This window comes from Vibrio chagasii, from assembly GCF_024347355.1.
Classification (GTDB): domain Bacteria; phylum Pseudomonadota; class Gammaproteobacteria; order Enterobacterales; family Vibrionaceae; genus Vibrio; species Vibrio chagasii.
In genome coordinates this window covers 1,464,055-1,480,646 of sequence record NZ_AP025465.1, presented here as the reverse complement: position 1 = coordinate 1,480,646, position 16,592 = coordinate 1,464,055, and the positions used below count along the sequence as shown (strand labels likewise).

Annotated in this window: 11 protein-coding genes and 1 pseudogene; 4 read left to right on the top strand and 8 right to left on the bottom strand. The window is 44.0% G+C overall.

The features are described from left to right. The first annotated feature begins 17 nt into the window (after positions 1-17). Together OCV52_RS06805 and OCV52_RS06800 are read left to right on the top strand one after the other, a co-directional pair. Positions 18-578, top strand: coding sequence for an LbetaH domain-containing protein (locus OCV52_RS06805; RefSeq protein WP_004741797.1), 561 nt, complete (start codon positions 18-20; stop codon positions 576-578). Continuing rightward, positions 568-1,578 (top strand): CobW family GTP-binding protein, encoded by a 1,011-nt coding sequence (locus OCV52_RS06800; RefSeq protein WP_137409067.1) that lies wholly within the window; start codon positions 568-570, stop codon positions 1,576-1,578. Before OCV52_RS06805 ends, OCV52_RS06800 begins: the two co-directional genes overlap by 11 nt. A 92-nt stretch (positions 1,579-1,670) precedes the next feature. Here the strand turns inward: OCV52_RS06800 and OCV52_RS06795 are convergent, their stop codons facing one another. Together OCV52_RS06795 and OCV52_RS06790 are read right to left on the bottom strand one after the other, a co-directional pair. Continuing rightward, entirely contained in the window at positions 1,671-2,543 is an 873-nt protein-coding gene (locus OCV52_RS06795; protein WP_137409068.1) for an aspartoacylase, read from the bottom strand. Between the two features lie 282 nt (positions 2,544-2,825). After that, complete coding sequence (locus tag OCV52_RS06790; protein ID WP_137409069.1) at positions 2,826-3,740, bottom strand: EamA family transporter; 915 nt, start codon at positions 3,738-3,740, stop codon at positions 2,826-2,828. A gap of 104 nt (positions 3,741-3,844) precedes the next feature. Here OCV52_RS06790 and OCV52_RS06785 point away from each other — a divergent pair, with 104 nt between their 5' ends. Continuing rightward, entirely contained in the window at positions 3,845-5,233 is a 1,389-nt protein-coding gene (locus OCV52_RS06785) for an aminotransferase-like domain-containing protein (RefSeq protein WP_137409073.1), read from the top strand. A gap of 244 nt (positions 5,234-5,477) precedes the next feature. After that, complete coding sequence (gene cqsA, locus OCV52_RS06780) at positions 5,478-6,659, top strand: alpha-hydroxyketone-type quorum-sensing autoinducer synthase (RefSeq protein WP_137409070.1); 1,182 nt, start codon at positions 5,478-5,480, stop codon at positions 6,657-6,659. 152 nt (positions 6,660-6,811) lie between these two features. Here cqsA and OCV52_RS06775 read toward each other — a convergent pair. The 6 genes and pseudogenes from OCV52_RS06775 to OCV52_RS06750 form a co-directional block, all read right to left on the bottom strand. After that, a pseudogene (locus OCV52_RS06775) lies at positions 6,812-8,859 on the bottom strand (response regulator). Positions 8,860-9,090: 231 nt separating this feature from the next. After that, positions 9,091-9,954, bottom strand: coding sequence for an AraC family transcriptional regulator (locus OCV52_RS06770; RefSeq protein ID WP_102426347.1), 864 nt, complete (start codon positions 9,952-9,954; stop codon positions 9,091-9,093). A gap of 208 nt (positions 9,955-10,162) precedes the next feature. After that, positions 10,163-11,941, bottom strand: coding sequence for an ABC-F family ATP-binding cassette domain-containing protein (locus OCV52_RS06765; protein WP_137409071.1), 1,779 nt, complete (start codon positions 11,939-11,941; stop codon positions 10,163-10,165). A gap of 311 nt (positions 11,942-12,252) precedes the next feature. Further along, positions 12,253-13,068, bottom strand: coding sequence for a TauD/TfdA dioxygenase family protein (locus tag OCV52_RS06760; RefSeq protein WP_137409072.1), 816 nt, complete (start codon positions 13,066-13,068; stop codon positions 12,253-12,255). Between the two features lie 153 nt (positions 13,069-13,221). After that, entirely contained in the window at positions 13,222-14,559 is a 1,338-nt protein-coding gene (locus OCV52_RS06755) for an IS4 family transposase (RefSeq protein ID WP_137409200.1), read from the bottom strand. Between the two features lie 419 nt (positions 14,560-14,978). Further along, the gene (locus OCV52_RS06750; protein WP_137408405.1) at positions 14,979-16,571 is read right to left on the bottom strand and encodes a S8 family peptidase; all 1,593 of its coding nucleotides are present in this window, start codon (positions 16,569-16,571) and stop codon (positions 14,979-14,981) included. Positions 16,572-16,592: the final 21 nt, after the last annotated feature.

The window sequence follows — 16,592 nt, the reverse complement described above, 5'->3', positions numbered from 1 at the left end:
AATCAAAAGAAATCAATATGTTAAGAAGAAACCCTAACGGCCATATGCCAAACGTATCGGAAACCGCTTTCATTGATCCAACGGCCATTATATGTGGCAAGGTGATCATTGAAGATAACGTGTTCATTGGTCCTTATGCCGTGATACGTGCCGATGAGGTTAATGAACACGGCGATATGGAAGCCATCGTGATTAAGCGAGACACGAATATTCAAGATGGTGTGGTTATCCATTCAAAGGCCGGTGCTGCGGTAACCATAGGAGAACGCTCCTCTATCGCTCACCGCTCCATTATCCATGGGCCTTGTGAAGTCAGTGACGATGTCTTTATCGGCTTCAACTCTGTCGTTTTCAATGCCGTCATTGGTAAAGGTTGCGTGATTCGTCATAACTGCGTGGTGGACGGACTCGACCTTCCTGAGAATTTTCATGTACCACCGATGACCAACATAGGTTCAGGCTTTGACCTAAACAGCATTTCAAAAGTCCCACCAGAATACTCGGCGTTTTCAGAATCGGTTGTCTCTGCCAACCATACTCTTGTTCAAGGCTATAGAAGGATTGCTAATGAACTCTAATAAATCCCCCTTGCTTGGGATTCCGACCAACATTATTACTGGGTTTCTCGGAGTAGGAAAAACCTCTGCGATTCTTAACTTAATGAAGCACAAACCAGCCGATGAGAATTGGGCTATTTTGGTGAATGAGTTTGGTGAAATTGGCGTTGATGGAAGCTTATTCGAAGGCAATCAAACCAAACAACAGCAAGTTTTTATTCGGGAAGTACCCGGTGGCTGCATGTGCTGTGCCGCGGGATTACCCATGCAGATAGCACTCAATCAGTTGCTTTCTGAAGCGAAGCCAGACCGCTTACTGATTGAGCCTACTGGCCTTGGCCACCCGAAAGAAGTGTTAGAAGTATTATCTTCTGTACATTATCGTAAAGTGCTATCACTGCAAAAGAACATCACCTTGGTAGATGCTCGCAAGCTGTCTGATACTCGTTATTCTGACCACGATACTTTCAACCAACAAATTACCATTGCGGATACGATCGTCGGCAATAAAGTAGACCTTTATAACAAGGGGGATGCCGAAAAACTTGCCGAGTACGTTGCTCAGATTTGTCACCCTGACACTAAGCTGATCTTTGCTCATCACGGTAAGATCCCTTTCGATGAGTTTGATGGAGACACCAGCTTTTACCATCATCAAGCTCATGGGCACCATCACCACCATCATCATAAACAAGACAAGCCACTCGCTTCAGAATTACCGATGCCAGAGAGCGGTATGATAAAGGCAAGTAACCAAGGTGAAGGCTTCGAGAGTATTGGCTGGCGATTTGCAGCCGATAAACTGTTTGACCACCAGCGTTTACGACACTTTCTAGTCGGCTTGAAAGTTGAACGTATGAAGGCGGTGTTTATTACTCCAAATGGTATCTTTGGCTACAACTTAACAGAGGATGGTTTGACCGAATCAGAACTCGATGAGTGCAGTGAAACCAGAATAGAAGTCATTGGTTATAGCATCGACAACGATCTAGAAAACCAATTGTTGGCGTGTCAGATTTAGCCAGACCTGGTTAACCCTTACCCCAACCTAAAAGCCCTATGAATTACTGCATTCATAGGGCTTTTTAACCAATCCGTTATAGGTTCAACACACTAGTTCACTGAGACCAATCGCTTCTCGGCAAGTGCCATAGCGATGTTGGCTTTAGCGTAGGCACTCTCGTTGATAAAGTGCGGGTATATGTCTTGTTCACGTTCCCAATAAATATCATATCCAAAGAACGTCGCCAATATCGGCTGCCCTTGCTTAACGACCTCGAAATCCCGACCACATATCGCTGGGTGCACAGTAGCAACACGCATGCCGTCTGGGCCAAGGGGAACATTAACTTCTTCAACATAGAAAAACGCATCGTAGTCTTCTAATGCTTGCAGCTGATTGAGGTTATTCTTCTCAACATAATCAAGCACCATGGTCAGCATCTGCTTCATCAGTTTAAGCGTGTCGAATTTAAGCGAACCATGTGCCTGAGCACCCACTTCAATCATTACACCGCACTTCCCTGTAGTACAAAGGTAAGGCTGCTCATCCCACGGTTTCCTATCTTCAAATAGAATATTCGCTTCCGGCATTCGCTGTTTCACATACGCGCCCATTTTTTGATAGAAAGCATCGTTGGAAAGCAAGATCAGTGTCGCGCCCATATTGCTGGTTGTGTTGTGTAGGTCGATAATGAGTTGCTGCTCTTTGCTTGCGTATCGCTCTGCAAACTGGCGAGCTACGGTATGCTCGGCTAAACCTAGCGTGTCGTCATTGTTGAGCTGAGAAAACTCACGATTTAAATCCGTGTCTAAGTACCTTACGTTCTGATCTACCGCTTTTGGGTTTGCGATAACTGAATCGGTAGAAAATGTCGAACGATCAGCGGCATACAAGCGCTCTTTAATAAGTTTATGTAGGTAAATTCCAGAGAGTTCGTTACCGTGAGTTCCGGCGACCAGTAGGACTTGTTTGGTGTTTTCCATGTAATTGATTTCCAAGTATCGAAGATGCAAGTCACCCTGCCCTATTATTACAATATAACATAACAATAAGACAAATCATTCTCTAAAAGAGAGAACAAGAAAACACCTGATAACTAGAAAGAAAATCGAGAACCCTAGATAATGATCATATTTCATGTACTCATCCCATCATAAGAAAGCCCCGCGCTTGCGAGGCTTTAATTCATAGTTCAACATCATGGTCATCGGGGTATAACGGCTATAAAGGTTACTTCAAACCCCTCTTCGTTAATGAAAATGACATCATGATTGCTTAGCGAGTTTTCTTTCCACTTCTCTGTCACCGGATGTACCGCTACTCACCGCTGTTGCAGGTTTAACGATCAAACCAATCCCGATTAAGAACAACACCGATGCAACCACTTGAGCGAGTGACAACACTTCATCGTACATAAAGTATCCGCTGATCAGCGCGAAGACTGGCACGAGCAAGGTTAACGGTGCGGTTGTGCTTAATGGATATTGGATTAACAGCTTGTTCCACACCCAATAGCCAAATAGCGTGGTTGGATATGCCTGAAATAGCACCGCAATCGTTGTGTTCCAGTCCCATTGTTCAATCCCCTGCCAGATGATTTGATCACCGTGTAACATCACAGCAAATAACACCAACGGCACTGGTGCAAACAGCATTCCCCATACATTAAATGCAAACGCCTGCTTAGTTCTGGAAGCCTTAACAATGACGCCCATTAAGGTCCAACTGCACGCTGCAATCATAATCAAGATAACGCCGTTAACGGTGACATTCCCTTTCGCCGCTGAGACTAAAACTGCAAGTGCACACAGGGCTAGCATCGCACCAATTAACTTACGAACCGACGCATTTTCTTTGAAAACCCATACCCCAACTGCCATTCCAATAAGCACGTTGCTTGAAAGCAATACTGAGGAAAGCCCAGATGAGAGGCCTGCTGTGATTGACCATGATGCCATACCCCAAATACCAACCCCAAAGACAAAGCCATAACTCACGAGATAACGCCACGCGACATTCGGCCTTGCGACAAAGAATATCACTGGTATCACGGCTAGCGAGAAACGCGCGGCCGTTGCCAACAAAGGATGAACATTGGTTACGCCCATTTTGATCATCGAGAAATTGAATCCCCAAATTGCCATCACCAAAACCGCTAACAACAAATCATTTCTTTTCATACTGTCCCCCTCTTTTGTTTTAAAAAAGTATCCCTTGAACAACAAAAAGGGTACAGATACAATTTTTGAAACAAAAACCAGTACAGTTAACCACAACCGTTACCATGAGCATTTACCGAAAACTTGCGAATCAGTTTATTAATGAGATTGAAAGTGGAAAAAGACCCGAAGGTGGGCGCATGCCTTCGCTTCGTCAATTAGCTAAGCAACAAGCCGTTAGCATGTCGACCGTAGTAAGTTGCTACCAAGAGCTAGAGTCACAGGGCTGGATTCACTCTCGACCACAAGCCGGGTATTTTGTTTCTCCTCATAAGCCAGCTCACTCAACACCTGAATGGGCACAGTTTGAGAGTAAAGTTTCCAGAGTGAGACAAACCTCATCGACTCACAACTCAATCAATGGGCCTTTAGGAGTCTCTAGCACCACCAATGATGAGCAATCGGTCGTTGAACTTGAACGCAGTTTCCGTCGATCTATAAAACGCATGGGTAACAGGCTCAACCATTACCCTGATACTCAAGGCGAGCCGATATTACGACAAGCATTGTCCACTCACTTTGCCAAGCTTGATGTACATTTCTCACCAGGCGAACTGGTGGTCACGGCTGGCTGTATGTCGGCAATAAAAGCCGCTCTTGAATCATGCACCAAAGAAGGCGATACCATTGCCATTAGCTCACCATGTTTCAACGGAATACTCGAATTACTTGGCAAGATGTCGCGTAAGATCATCGAGATCCCATCTCTAGATGACGGTGTAGACCTACAACAGTTAGAAACACATCTCAAAAGCAAACGCGTCGATGCCGCTATCTTCTGTACCTCGCATATGAACCCACAAGGGATCAATATGTCTGCTAGCCAAAAGCAGAAATTGGCAGCATTAGCAAATGAGTATCAAGTTCCAATCATTGAAGATGATGTCTACCTGGAACTCTCTTATTCTTCGCACACTCCACTGCCTGCCAAATACTATGACAAAGGTGGTTATGTTTTATGGTGTGGTTCTGTCTCGAAGAGCTTATCACCGAGTTACCGCTTAGGATGGTGCTTACCGGGAAGGTATATCAATGAGTACAAGGCACAGTTTTCTGCTGCAAGCTACGGCGTTGCTCTACCCACTCAACTCGCTGTCGCTGACTTTATTGAATCTGGTCAATACGCAAAACACGTTCGAAGAAGATGCTCTCAAATCCTATCGTTGCGCCAACGATACCTCAACTATTTAACCCAACACCTGCCTCCAGATGTAAAGATCAGTAACCCACAAGGTGGCATGGTACTTTGGCTACAGATTCCAAATCTGAATCAACCAATTTTTGCTCAAGCCGTTACCGAGAAAAAGATTGATATTCGACTTGGACACCTATTCAGTACTCTTGATCTCTATAGCAACTGCTTACGCATCAACATTGGTTATTCACTAGAGGGAGCGGCCAAACAACAGCTAGATGACTTGATTAAACTTATCCGACAATGTGTCAGCAAATAGCTTCCACCCAAGCTTTGAGCTTTAGTTTTTTCATCGTTATTTATTATAAAAAAGGCATTTATTATTCTGATTTTAACGGGGCTAAAGCTCGTTACCGTAAGGAAATCCACTCACCTTAAAACCCATAAATATTGAGTTTGCAAGGGTGTGCCCATTTATGCAACTTAGCTAATGACACCTCATTTTTTGTCGTCAATATACACCTGTCAGCGCTGGCGTTATCTTGTATATGAAGAGAATAATTATGAGTGATAAAACCAAAAATAAACCACTACCTTCCTTTATTGAAGAACGCTTAAACCATTACATTGAAGATCTCATTACCCAGAACGAAAGCCAAACACACTTAGTTCTGGGTAAACGTCCTAGGCGCAATTCAGTTGTGATGCAAAGCAATGATTACCTCGCGCTATCGCACAACAAACAGATTCAACAAGCCCACCAGCAAGCAATTGCTGAACATGATGACAACATCGTCATGTCGGCGATTTTCTTACAAGACGAGGATTCAAAACCCGCCTTTGAAAATGAGCTCGCGAACTACGTAGGTATGGAAAGCTGCTTGCTGTCTCAGTCTGGCTGGGCGGCGAACATCGGCTTACTGCAAACCATCTGCCCACCACAAACTCCTGTGTATATTGATTTCTTTGCCCACATGTCTTTATGGGAAGGTATTCGATCCGCAGGTGCGAGCGCGCATCCGTTCATGCATAACAATATGAACCATCTGCGCAAGCAGCTTGAGCGCTATGGCTCTGGCGTCATTATTGTAGATTCGGTCTATAGCACCATTGGCACGATTGCCCCACTCCGCGACATCTACGAAATGGCGCAAGAGTTTGATTGTGCACTCGTGGTTGATGAATCGCATTCTCTGGGGACTCATGGCACCAAAGGTGCTGGCCTCGTTGAAGCACTTGGGCTCACTAACCAAGTCGATTTCATTACTGTAAGCTTGGCCAAAACTTTTGCATACCGTGCTGGCGCGATCTTAGGCCCCAAACAATTGTCTGAGACACTGCCCTTTGTCGCCTATCCTGCGATTTTTAGCTCGACCGTATTGCCACAAGAAGTCGCTCGCTTAGAGAAAACCTTGGCGGTCATTAAAAGTTCTGACGATAAGCGCGAAGTCTTATTCGAACGTGCTAAATCACTCACTACGGGACTTAAACAGATTGGCTTTAACATCCGCAGTGAATCTCAGATCATCGCTTTAGAGTGTGGTAGCGAGAGAAATACTGAACGAGTGCGTGATTTCTTAGAGGAGCGAGATGTGTTCGGTGCGGTATTTTGTCGCCCAGCGACTGGCAAGAACAAAAACATCATCCGCTTCTCTGTGAATGCAGACATAACACCAAGAGATATCGATCATGTGCTCACGGTTTGTCACCAGGCATATCATCATCCAGAGCTGGAGTTCGTATAACGCTGTACACACCAATTTAATAGCCAACCCAACGGCAGGACAGAATGGACGCTATCATGTCGCAAAACTAAAAGAGCCCAGCCTATCGCTGAGCTCTTCATTAAATTGACTCGGTCTACTTCAAACCTCAAACACACTTGTGTTTAGAACCACTATATCCAATGAGCAATCTTGTCGAATAATCGGTTCTTGTCTGCTGGTTTCACAATAAAGTCCGACATTCCTGATGACTCCATCTTCTCTAGCGTGACTGGCGAGCTGTCTCCTGTATGTGCAATGATCGGTACCGAAGAGTAAGGCTTATTCGCACTTCTAATGAGTCGAGACGCTTCTACACCGTCCATGATAGGCATTTCGATATCCATCAGGATCAAGTCTACATCGTCTGAATCCAGCGCATCCAATGCTTGCTGACCATCTTCTTTCTGTACGACATCAAAACCCTGCTTTTCCAGTAACATTGCCGTAAAACGACGCAAAGATTCATTATCGTCCACGACCATAATGGTACGCTTATTTGCATTTTCAATCGGCCTAGCGGCCAACATAGGCATCACGTAATTCGAGTCAAACAGTAAACGGTCAATCGTTGCTTTGGTGTTCAGCAGCCAAACTTGTGTCTCCACCCAAATAGGTTCAAACGACACATTACGAACTCGGTGAACAGGATGATGCTCATACAAGTAAACAATTCGCGCTTCTGTAAACGACAACAAAGACTCAAGCTTATCAAGGCTGCTTGCCCTCAAATCCAAACTCTCCATATCGACGAACACTAAATCAAATTCGAACTGATACTCTTTGTTTTTAAGTGCAGATGCCACATCCAAAGTCGTGAGGTCAAATCCCATAAATCGAGACATTTCCGTCATTTTCTTATTCAGGACTGTTTGATCACTCACCATCAATACCGACTTTAACTTTCTCAATTCACTCTTAATCTCATTGACTGAATTTGACGTTAAAGACGGGAACGTCATCGTAAACTGAGTCCACTGGCCGAGCTCTGATTGGCATCTAATCTCTCCACCAAACGAACGCATCACCTTCTGACAGAATGGTAGACCTAACCCATAATTACCTGATTTACCAGTCGTATAGAAGTCTTGGAAAATATGACGTATTGCATCACTAGAGATGCCAGCCCCGTTGTCCGTCACCACAATTTGATTGCTAACGTCATCGCTACTCATGGTGACATGAATATGAAAGTCTTCCGGGCTACGGTGATGGAACGCATTCTTGAACAGGTTGTACATCACATACTTCAACAAAGTGTCGCTTCCTAAAAAATCAAAGTCGCTTTGTACATCCAAAGAGATGGCTGATTTATCCGACGCGCGCTTGTAGTTAAAGCTGTCGATTGAATATTCGATCACTGCTTGTGCAGAGTGCTTTTTAAAGGTTGAACGAGATACTCGGTTCTCGTCAATCGACGTCAACAATAGATCGATGGTCTCGTTGCCTGAATGGATGATTTCCATGGCCTCGTCACCCACGTCACGCAGCTGTTTTAACTCTTCGGCGCTCAGTGCATATGGCTCTTTGATGTCACCACTCTTTGGGTTTGGCAGTATCGATTGAATAACATCAATAGAAGTTAATAAGCCACTAAGAGGATTTCTCATTTCGTGTGCAATACCGGCACCAAAAGATTTTGCTAGGGACACCTTGTTCTCGTGTTCCACCTGATTACGGAAATAGAACAGGTTACCGAATAGATAGATAAACAAAAAATCGGCACATGCGTCCAGTTCATGGTTATCTCAAGATAGAAGCCTTGTGCTACCCAAGCGCAAAACGTTGCAATCCCTATTCCGGCAAAGGTTTGTGCAAACATCACTCCTGTGACATGAACCAAAAGAATATGGAGGAATATTGCCGACATGAAAGACATGACCCAAACATTGGACCAATTGTTCATCAGCAACATATAAAAGAAGAAACATGGCAGACAGAGCGTAATCGCGACTTGATAATACGCAGGCAGATACTTTCGCCATTCGAATGGAACGTGTTTACGGAAAATGATGCCGAAGAACAACACCGAGCATAATAGGCGGAGAGTCAGATTTTCATAAGGCTGCGGGAACAGATACTCCCACACAACAAAGTAAACAGGGAAACCGACAAAGCCCATCCAACCTACTAGGGTTAGATTCGGTTCAGCATATTGATAAACTTTACGAATAGCGTTCATACGAAATTCTTTATTCTCTAAGCCCGGACGTTTACTCGTTTTATGATTGAGTTTTTGTTTTTATATAACCGAACGATTATATTACACATCACCTCCGAGCAGTGAGGTTTGAATCAAATATATACACGCTTTTGCATTTAATCTGTTTCAACTCTGCTGCCAAATACATGAAGACCTCGTTAATACGAGGCCTAATATGATTTCATTTTTTGTTATCTGTGACACATAAAGCTAGCGTATCGGCAGGTAGATGTTAGTAAGCAAATCACATTCATCCACCTCATGGACTAGATTAAGGTACTGGAAAAAGCACGGAAAATCCCTCAAAGATTCGCCACTCTTAGGTAACCACTCACGATATAAGTAGCTGACCGTGTCAGCGATTAAATCATGGTTGCCCTTATGAACAGCTACAGCACAACGACCGCCCGGAATGATCCCCCTCTTAACACCAAAGACATTTTCTGGGACATCCCCGTTATGGCTTCCGCAAATATCAAAGCGATATTCATCTTCAGGGGTATCTGAAGGGTCAGAATAAGCCACACCAAATGTGTCACTGGTTTTTACCGGAGAAAAACCCGTCGACTTCCTCCAATCAATAAATTTAGCAGCAGTATTGTAAACCAGCTTTGGGCTTCCTTTATGCTCAATCAGTGCAACCTCTGTCTCGTAAAAATCGACGACTTTCACATCCATTATCTTTTCTCCACTCTTTGGTGAGTTAAACTCATACTTTGAACGCCAATATGGCCAGTTTGGTTGTTTTCTAAATTGAGAAGGTGTCTGCTCAAAGTGCCTCGAAAATGCTCGAGAGAATGCTTCAAGACTCTCAAAGTGAGCCTCCAATGCAATATCGGTGACACTGTACTCGGGCTCAAAAGCTAAACGAAAAGAAGCGCGCTTTAACCGAGCAAACAACACATACTGAATAGTGCTAATCCCCATAAACGACTTAAAGATCCGGTGAAAGTGGTACTTTGAACTCGCCGCCACTGAGCTCAGCTGATCCAAAGTTAATGACTCATCCAAATGTCTATCAATGAAGTCACACACATTTCGTATTCGTCGCTCGTGATGTTTCGCTACATTCATTTTTGTTACCCAATAAAGAATTCGGAGAGATAATACCGACGAGGCGTTAAGCTCGCCTGATTGAGATTGCGAGACTGACTTAACTGTTGTGTTTAATTCTATATTAAGTCGTAACAAAAGGCTCTTTAGCCAATGCAGCACTAAAGAGCCGAATCCTACTCAACAATAGATATTGAGCATTGTGATGCCTACTGGATTACAAACTGGGCTAGTTCAGTCCCAACATCGCATTAATCCGAACTATTTCTTGTTGCCATTTCATTTGCAGATCAGGCTTCTGATGCTTTGCTTTACGAGCTTGATCCTTACTGAGTAATTCTTCGAGCTCTAATAGCCTTTCTAAAAGGCACTCTTCATCATTTTGCGAAATCTGCTCATCTGTTTTAAGCAGCTCAGAACCTGAATCGACACAGGCTTTAGAGTTAGACTGAATCGACGCAGAGCAAGGTTCCACGTTATGACCTTGATGGCTGACAGACATCGCCTCATACACCGCATCTAAGTAAGTCATTTCCACAAGTTGACCTTCATTGATATACCAGAATCGATTGCATGATTTTTCGATCAACTCTCGATCATGACTAACCAACAGTAGCCCCCCTTCGAATTGTGTTAAGCAATTCGCCAGCTCTTCTTTGCCTTCAATATCAAGGTGGTTAGTGGGCTCATCCAACAACAGGAAGTGATACTTCGCTAGCGATAGCCCAACGAACAGCAGTCGAGAACGCTCTCCACCACTCAGCTCAGCGATCTTTTGCTCGTGTCTTTCGTAGGAAAAACCCGCGCTAATCAAAGCCATTTTTCTAGCTTCCTGAGACACAGGATAAAATGAGTAAAGTGAATCCAGTAGTGAATGGTCATCACGTAATTGGTGCAAGCTTTGATCGTAGTACCCGACTTCAGCATTGGGGTGAAAATAATCATTATCTCCAAGTTGACACGCCTGATAATTCGCCCACAGTACTTTCAGAAGCGATGACTTACCCGCCCCATTTTTGCCTAGCACAGCAACACGGTCACCGCTCTTTATCTGTTGGAACAGCACTTCAAACAGTGGCGCTTGGTCATCAGCGGCACTAATTGGCACCTCCGACAATTCAAGTAGTCGATTGGCCTTCATGGATTCACCGGACAAACTTAGTGTCCATGGTTCAACGGAGTCTAAACGAGTCATGGTCGAGCGTAACCCTTCGGCTCGCTTTTCCATGCTTTTTGCTTTTCGTGACAGACCTTCATTGTCAAAGTCACGCCCCCAAATCGCTAAACGATGAGCGCTCTTTTCGATGCGGTCGATCTCTTTCTTTTCTGCTTGTTGCCTTTCAGCATCCGTTCGATCTTTATCTTCCAGTGCTTTTCTAGCTTCGGTGCATTTTTGGCTAAAGCTAAGTATCCTTTTGTCACGTAACACCCAAGTAGAATCGGTGACGTGGTCGAGTAATCGTTGATCATGCGAAACCATGACAAACGTCCCTCTCCAATCTTTCAGAAACTGCTCTAACCAAAGTAACGTCGGTAGATCTAAGTGGTTACTTGGTTCATCTAGCAACAGGACATCTGGCTCAAGAATCAATGCTCTCGCGACTAACACTCGCGCGTATTGACCACCACTTAAAGTGCCTACAGGCTGGTTCCAATAGCTTTCATCAAACCCTAAATTAGAAAGAGTAATTTGCGCTCGCCATTGTTCTGTTTGCTGCATGTTTAAAGGAAGGTTATCGGTCACAGCATCAAGCATTGAGAGGCTCAACAGTCGCTTGGGTAGGTGTTGCTCAATCAAAGCAACTACAGCATTCGAAGCAAAGGAAACATTCCCCACAAAGTCAGGTAAATCTTTGTTTAACAGACGTAATAAAGTACTTTTTCCACAGCCATTACTGCCGATAAGGCCAATGCGGTCGCCTTTTTTAATGGTAAAGGAAAGCCCATCAAATAGGCGGTATGATGTTAGATCGTAAGAAATGGATGATGTAGATATTAATGTAGTCATTTGTTTACTCAAGTTTCAAGCGCAACAAAGCGCTGTCGTCATTCGCTGACAACAACCAAGTAAACTAGAGTGAAGAAACTCTATTGAAGGTTATATTGAAATGCTTCGCTCAAGTTTTGGTTATCGCAGCACGATAGTGTTAAAACTTGAGTTTTGGTCGTACCAAAAAATATGCGCGAAGTTAAATTCACACACTTTCATAAAAATCCTCCTTGTATTTGTCTTGAGTTGAACATTAGCGCTAAAAGTAAATCACATTAATCGATGAGTCAAAATATTTAGTCGCTTCGTCTTGGGCTTGATTTACAACGTTAGGTGACTGTTACCCGGTGCATTTTTCGTGGAGTATCACCATAATCAATAACGGCATAATGCTGAGTGACCCTGTTGTCCCATATCGCCATTGAGCCCTTGTTCCATTTAAAACGCACTTGATATTCTGGTCGTCGTGCAATTTCAAACAACTGGCTAAGTAATGAATCACTTTCTTCACGCTCAAGCTCATTGATGTAACGGGTAAATTGCTCGTTGATATATAACGTCTCTTTGCCCGTTTCTGGATGAACTTGCACTAAGGGATGTACCACCGGCGGGTTTTCTTGCGCAGTTTTCAGCAGCGACTTATGCCAATCTAGCTCGATTTGGTCCGATTCAATACCCTCAAATGCGACTAAAGAATGCGTTGCCGATAAGCCCCTTAGCTTGTCTTTCATGCTTTCATCTAATGAATCAAACACTGCGGTCATTGAACACCAAATCGTGTCGCCACCGATATCCGGTACATGTTGAGCATGTAATAGAGAGGCTTTAGATGGCAGCTCCCGCCACGTTAAGTCGGTATGCCAATAACTCTCCATTGGCGCATTACCTCGAGTAGTTTCTATCACACTGACTTGCGGAACTTGTTCTACACTCGGAAAGAAAGGATGAGCGGGTTCGAGATCTCCAAACCGTTTTGCAAGTGCTAAGTGTTGTTCAGGCGAGAGGCTTTGTTCATCCAAGAAAATGACTTGATAAGTAACAAGTGCTTTGTACACATCATCGAGTTCACTCTCACTACAATCCGAAAGATTTAATCCATGAATACGAGCGCCAATGTGAGGTGTAATGGGTTCAATTTTCAACATACTTTCGCTTATCGGTTAAGAGGTATTAAGGGGAAGTCATTTAGCTACTCGTTATTAAACCGGACAGAACCGATTTTTCTTTCCTTACCACGCAACATAAAACGCGTTTATTCGAAAAACAAAAGAAAAGAGCCCCTACACTGGCAATGTAGTTCACTTAAGCGGAGCTGCTTTGCGATTAATTGGGTAGCGAGTCTTTGATATTTTTACCGCCCTAGGCCGATTAGGCTTAGGGCGTTTGTCTATAAAGAGGACTGATAAGTCTCCCCTTAGACTCTTTAAACGCTTAGGTGTATTGCCTGGCGATATCGCTTTACTCATCACCTTCAGTTGGCTCGCTATAAACTGACAAGCGTATTTAAAGCTAATTTCATTCGGCATTCTTCCATGTTCAACTGCTGCCTGACTTGCTTCACGTCTTACCAAATTATAACCAAGCAACAGCCCCCAGAGTTCTTGATAAACAAGGTTTACTGTTTTACTGCGTAATACTAAGGCATTGTGTTGCATTGAGCTTTTGATATCACGATAACCTAATTCGATTTCCCAACGTTCATGATAAAGTTCGGCTACCGCTTTCGCGTCGTAGTCTGCTCTTGGAAGGGATGTAAAAACAGTTTTCTGCTTACCTTGTACTTCATAGGTCACCGCTCTGACTTGCCATTTTTCAGGTAAACTAGGGTTCTTTTTGAGAGCTTGCGGTGAGACGTTCATTTCGATGAGCATATCATTGCTTTCTTCTTCATCTAAAAGTGTGTATTTCAACCCTTTCCTTGCTGGTATCAACCAATGTCTATTAATACCGCTATTTTGAAGAGAGAGAAGTAAGTCTGCACCGTAAAAACCTTTATCTAGTAACGTCACAGAGTTATCTGGTAAAGAGTCGATGAAGGGCATAGCAAGTGGGATTTCACCACGCCGATAAGGGCTTATGGCAGCGTCAACGATGACATGAGAACGGACATTCATCATAGTCACAACTCTTAGCATTGGATGTGGTGTCTGCCTGCTACTCGAGGTATTACCCGAGCCAAAGTGCTCTCTAAGTTCGGGCGTATCCGCGGTGCGAAAAAGAGCACCGTCTACAGCAAAAACTTGTAATCCTTGCCACGTATCATCACGGTATCGTTCAAGACCCCACGTTCGCCCACATTGTTTAAACAACCACTCTGGTGCAGCACTGCCTAAACGTTGTCTTGCCTGGGTTAAAGCACTTTTTGCTAATAACTCTTCATCAGCCAAGCCATCCGCACAGACATTCATTCTTCGTGCGACTTCGGCAATTGGTTCATTACGGAAGAAGGCCATGCCGACAATTAACCACAAGACCATGTCACTTGGTAGTCGACGTCGGCGAATAGTCGCTTTATCAGAAAGACTAGCTGCCTTAACAACCCATTCATCTGGGATATGTTCAGAGAAAGTGGTGAGTTGAGCTACATCAACAGGATTTTCTTCGAGGAAATCGACAAAATAGTTTTGGATAGACATAAAAAATCGGAAGCCTAGAAACAGGCTTCCGATTATCTCTCAGAAGAAGGATCGGTCAACCGATCCTTATCTGATCTACATTGCCCTACACTGGAGCTCTTTTTGTTTGTTGATACTTCGTGTATCCGTAGACAAGTCCAATCTGTAGTACTTTCACCGAAAGCCAGATCATCGATATCTCCAGTTGTGTATCACTATTAAATCTAGCATACAAACTTCGAGCTTTTCTGAGACGTAACCGAAAGTTCGTCGAAGTACCGCCAATTCCTGCTTATCAACCAAAGCAAGCAACGCCATATCCTTTTGTTGCCTCCTACAAACCAAAAACAAAACCCACAACAAGGTGGGCTTTGGCTATCAGTCTTCTGAACTGACTAAACTAGTGAGTGACTTTTTGAAACCATTGTTCAAACCTAAATTTAAAAGTTTGCTTGAAGCGTCAAACCACTGTACGCCGAGTATGCATTCAACATCACGTGATATCTGCCGCTTTGGGTGACATTCACCGTACAAGTCTCGCTGTTGCCCGATCGGTAAGGTCGGCAGTCCCACGTACTAAGCGTTGGTTTATCCCCGAAACGTAGATACAGATCCGCATCGCCTGTGCCACCAATGGTGACCACTGTCAGCTGTTGACCCTGTTCCAAGTCCATGTAGAAGTAGTCCTTTTGTCCTCGACTGCCACTCAGTCCATTAACCGGCACGCCAGAGACTAGTTTTCCATCTGGATCTGGTCCAGGTGTTGGACCACCGCAATCCGGTTCACAACCACTATCAGTCAAACTATACAGCAGTTTATTGGTGGTTCCTCTTGTGTCAGAAACCTTATTCTCCGAGGCTCTTGAGTTCAGTAACCCTGCGAGTTGAAGCGGTGTTAAGCCGTTGTTTTCCTGTAAGTACAAGGCTGCAACGCCGGCAACATGTGGCGTCGCCATGGAAGTTCCACTAATCGTTTTATAGCCGCCATCATACCAAGCAGACTTAATTTGAGATCCCGGTGCGAATAGATCAACACAGCTGCCCCAGTTCGAGAAACTTGAACGTGAATCAGAGCTGGTTGTTGAGCCCACCGTCACACCACTTGGTACACGAGCTGGTGATGTATTACACGCATCGGCATTTGAGTTACCCGCTGCCAACATAAAGCTCACTCCAGATTGAATTGCGCCTTGTACCGCACTATCCAATGCGGTTGAACGACCGCCACCTAAGCTCATATTTGCGACTGAAGGCCCTGATGCATTTTGAGCAACCCAGTCCACACCAGATATTACGCCAGATGTGGTTCCTGAGCCCGAACAGCTAAGTACTCTTACCCCAACAATATCGACATTTTTAGCCACACCGTACTGGCTACCGCCAATCGTTCCTGCAACGTGGGTACCATGCCCATTACAGTCACTCGAATCAGCATCATTATCCACGAAATCATAGCCAGAAACCGAGCGCCCGCCGAATTCCTCATGATTATTATTAACGCCCGTATCAATCACGTATGCTGTTACACCAGAGCCATCAAAATTGGCATTATAGTTTCGATCCAAAGGAAGACTTCTTTGATCTATTCGGTCTAGCCCCCAAATCGCGTTACTTTGAACGGCTTCATTTGAAGCAACAGGATCGATACTGAGTATTTGGTCTTGTTCTATATATTCAACGCGAGAATCACGTCTGAGTTGCTTTAATTGAAGTGCGTCTAGATTTGCCACAAAGCCAATAATGGAGCTATCAAAAACATCGTCTGTTTTGATTGAAAACGAATTGGCCATCTGGCCTACCGTTTGTTGAGTGAACTGCTGTAATCCAGCCGCGTCATTCATTAGCATCTGCGGTTGTTTCAATACAACAATATAACGATCAGTGATCGCATCATCTGATGAAGCCAACATCAGTGGAGCAATAGGTTGTTGTAAGTTTTCAGTTGAATTTAAAGCCGAACCTTGAGCCAAACTTGATGCAGAATAAATACCAAATGTGGCTGCAATACAACAACTTAATACTTTCTTTAACATAGCTTGTTCCTTGATATTTTA

Coding starts and splice junctions, on each gene's coding strand:
- OCV52_RS06805 (WP_004741797.1), top strand. CDS start 18: ATGTTAAGAAGAAACCCTAACGGCCATATGCCAAACGTATCGGAAACC.
- OCV52_RS06800 (WP_137409067.1), top strand. CDS start 568: ATGAACTCTAATAAATCCCCCTTGCTTGGGATTCCGACCAACATTATT.
- OCV52_RS06795 (WP_137409068.1), bottom strand. CDS start 2,543: ATGGAAAACACCAAACAAGTCCTACTGGTCGCCGGAACTCACGGTAAC.
- OCV52_RS06790 (WP_137409069.1), bottom strand. CDS start 3,740: ATGAAAAGAAATGATTTGTTGTTAGCGGTTTTGGTGATGGCAATTTGG.
- OCV52_RS06785 (WP_137409073.1), top strand. CDS start 3,845: ATGAGCATTTACCGAAAACTTGCGAATCAGTTTATTAATGAGATTGAA.
- cqsA (WP_137409070.1), top strand. CDS start 5,478: ATGAGTGATAAAACCAAAAATAAACCACTACCTTCCTTTATTGAAGAA.
- OCV52_RS06770 (WP_102426347.1), bottom strand. CDS start 9,954: ATGAATGTAGCGAAACATCACGAGCGACGAATACGAAATGTGTGTGAC.
- OCV52_RS06765 (WP_137409071.1), bottom strand. CDS start 11,941: ATGACTACATTAATATCTACATCATCCATTTCTTACGATCTAACATCA.
- OCV52_RS06760 (WP_137409072.1), bottom strand. CDS start 13,068: ATGTTGAAAATTGAACCCATTACACCTCACATTGGCGCTCGTATTCAT.
- OCV52_RS06755 (WP_137409200.1), bottom strand. CDS start 14,559: ATGTCTATCCAAAACTATTTTGTCGATTTCCTCGAAGAAAATCCTGTT.
- OCV52_RS06750 (WP_137408405.1), bottom strand. CDS start 16,571: ATGTTAAAGAAAGTATTAAGTTGTTGTATTGCAGCCACATTTGGTATT.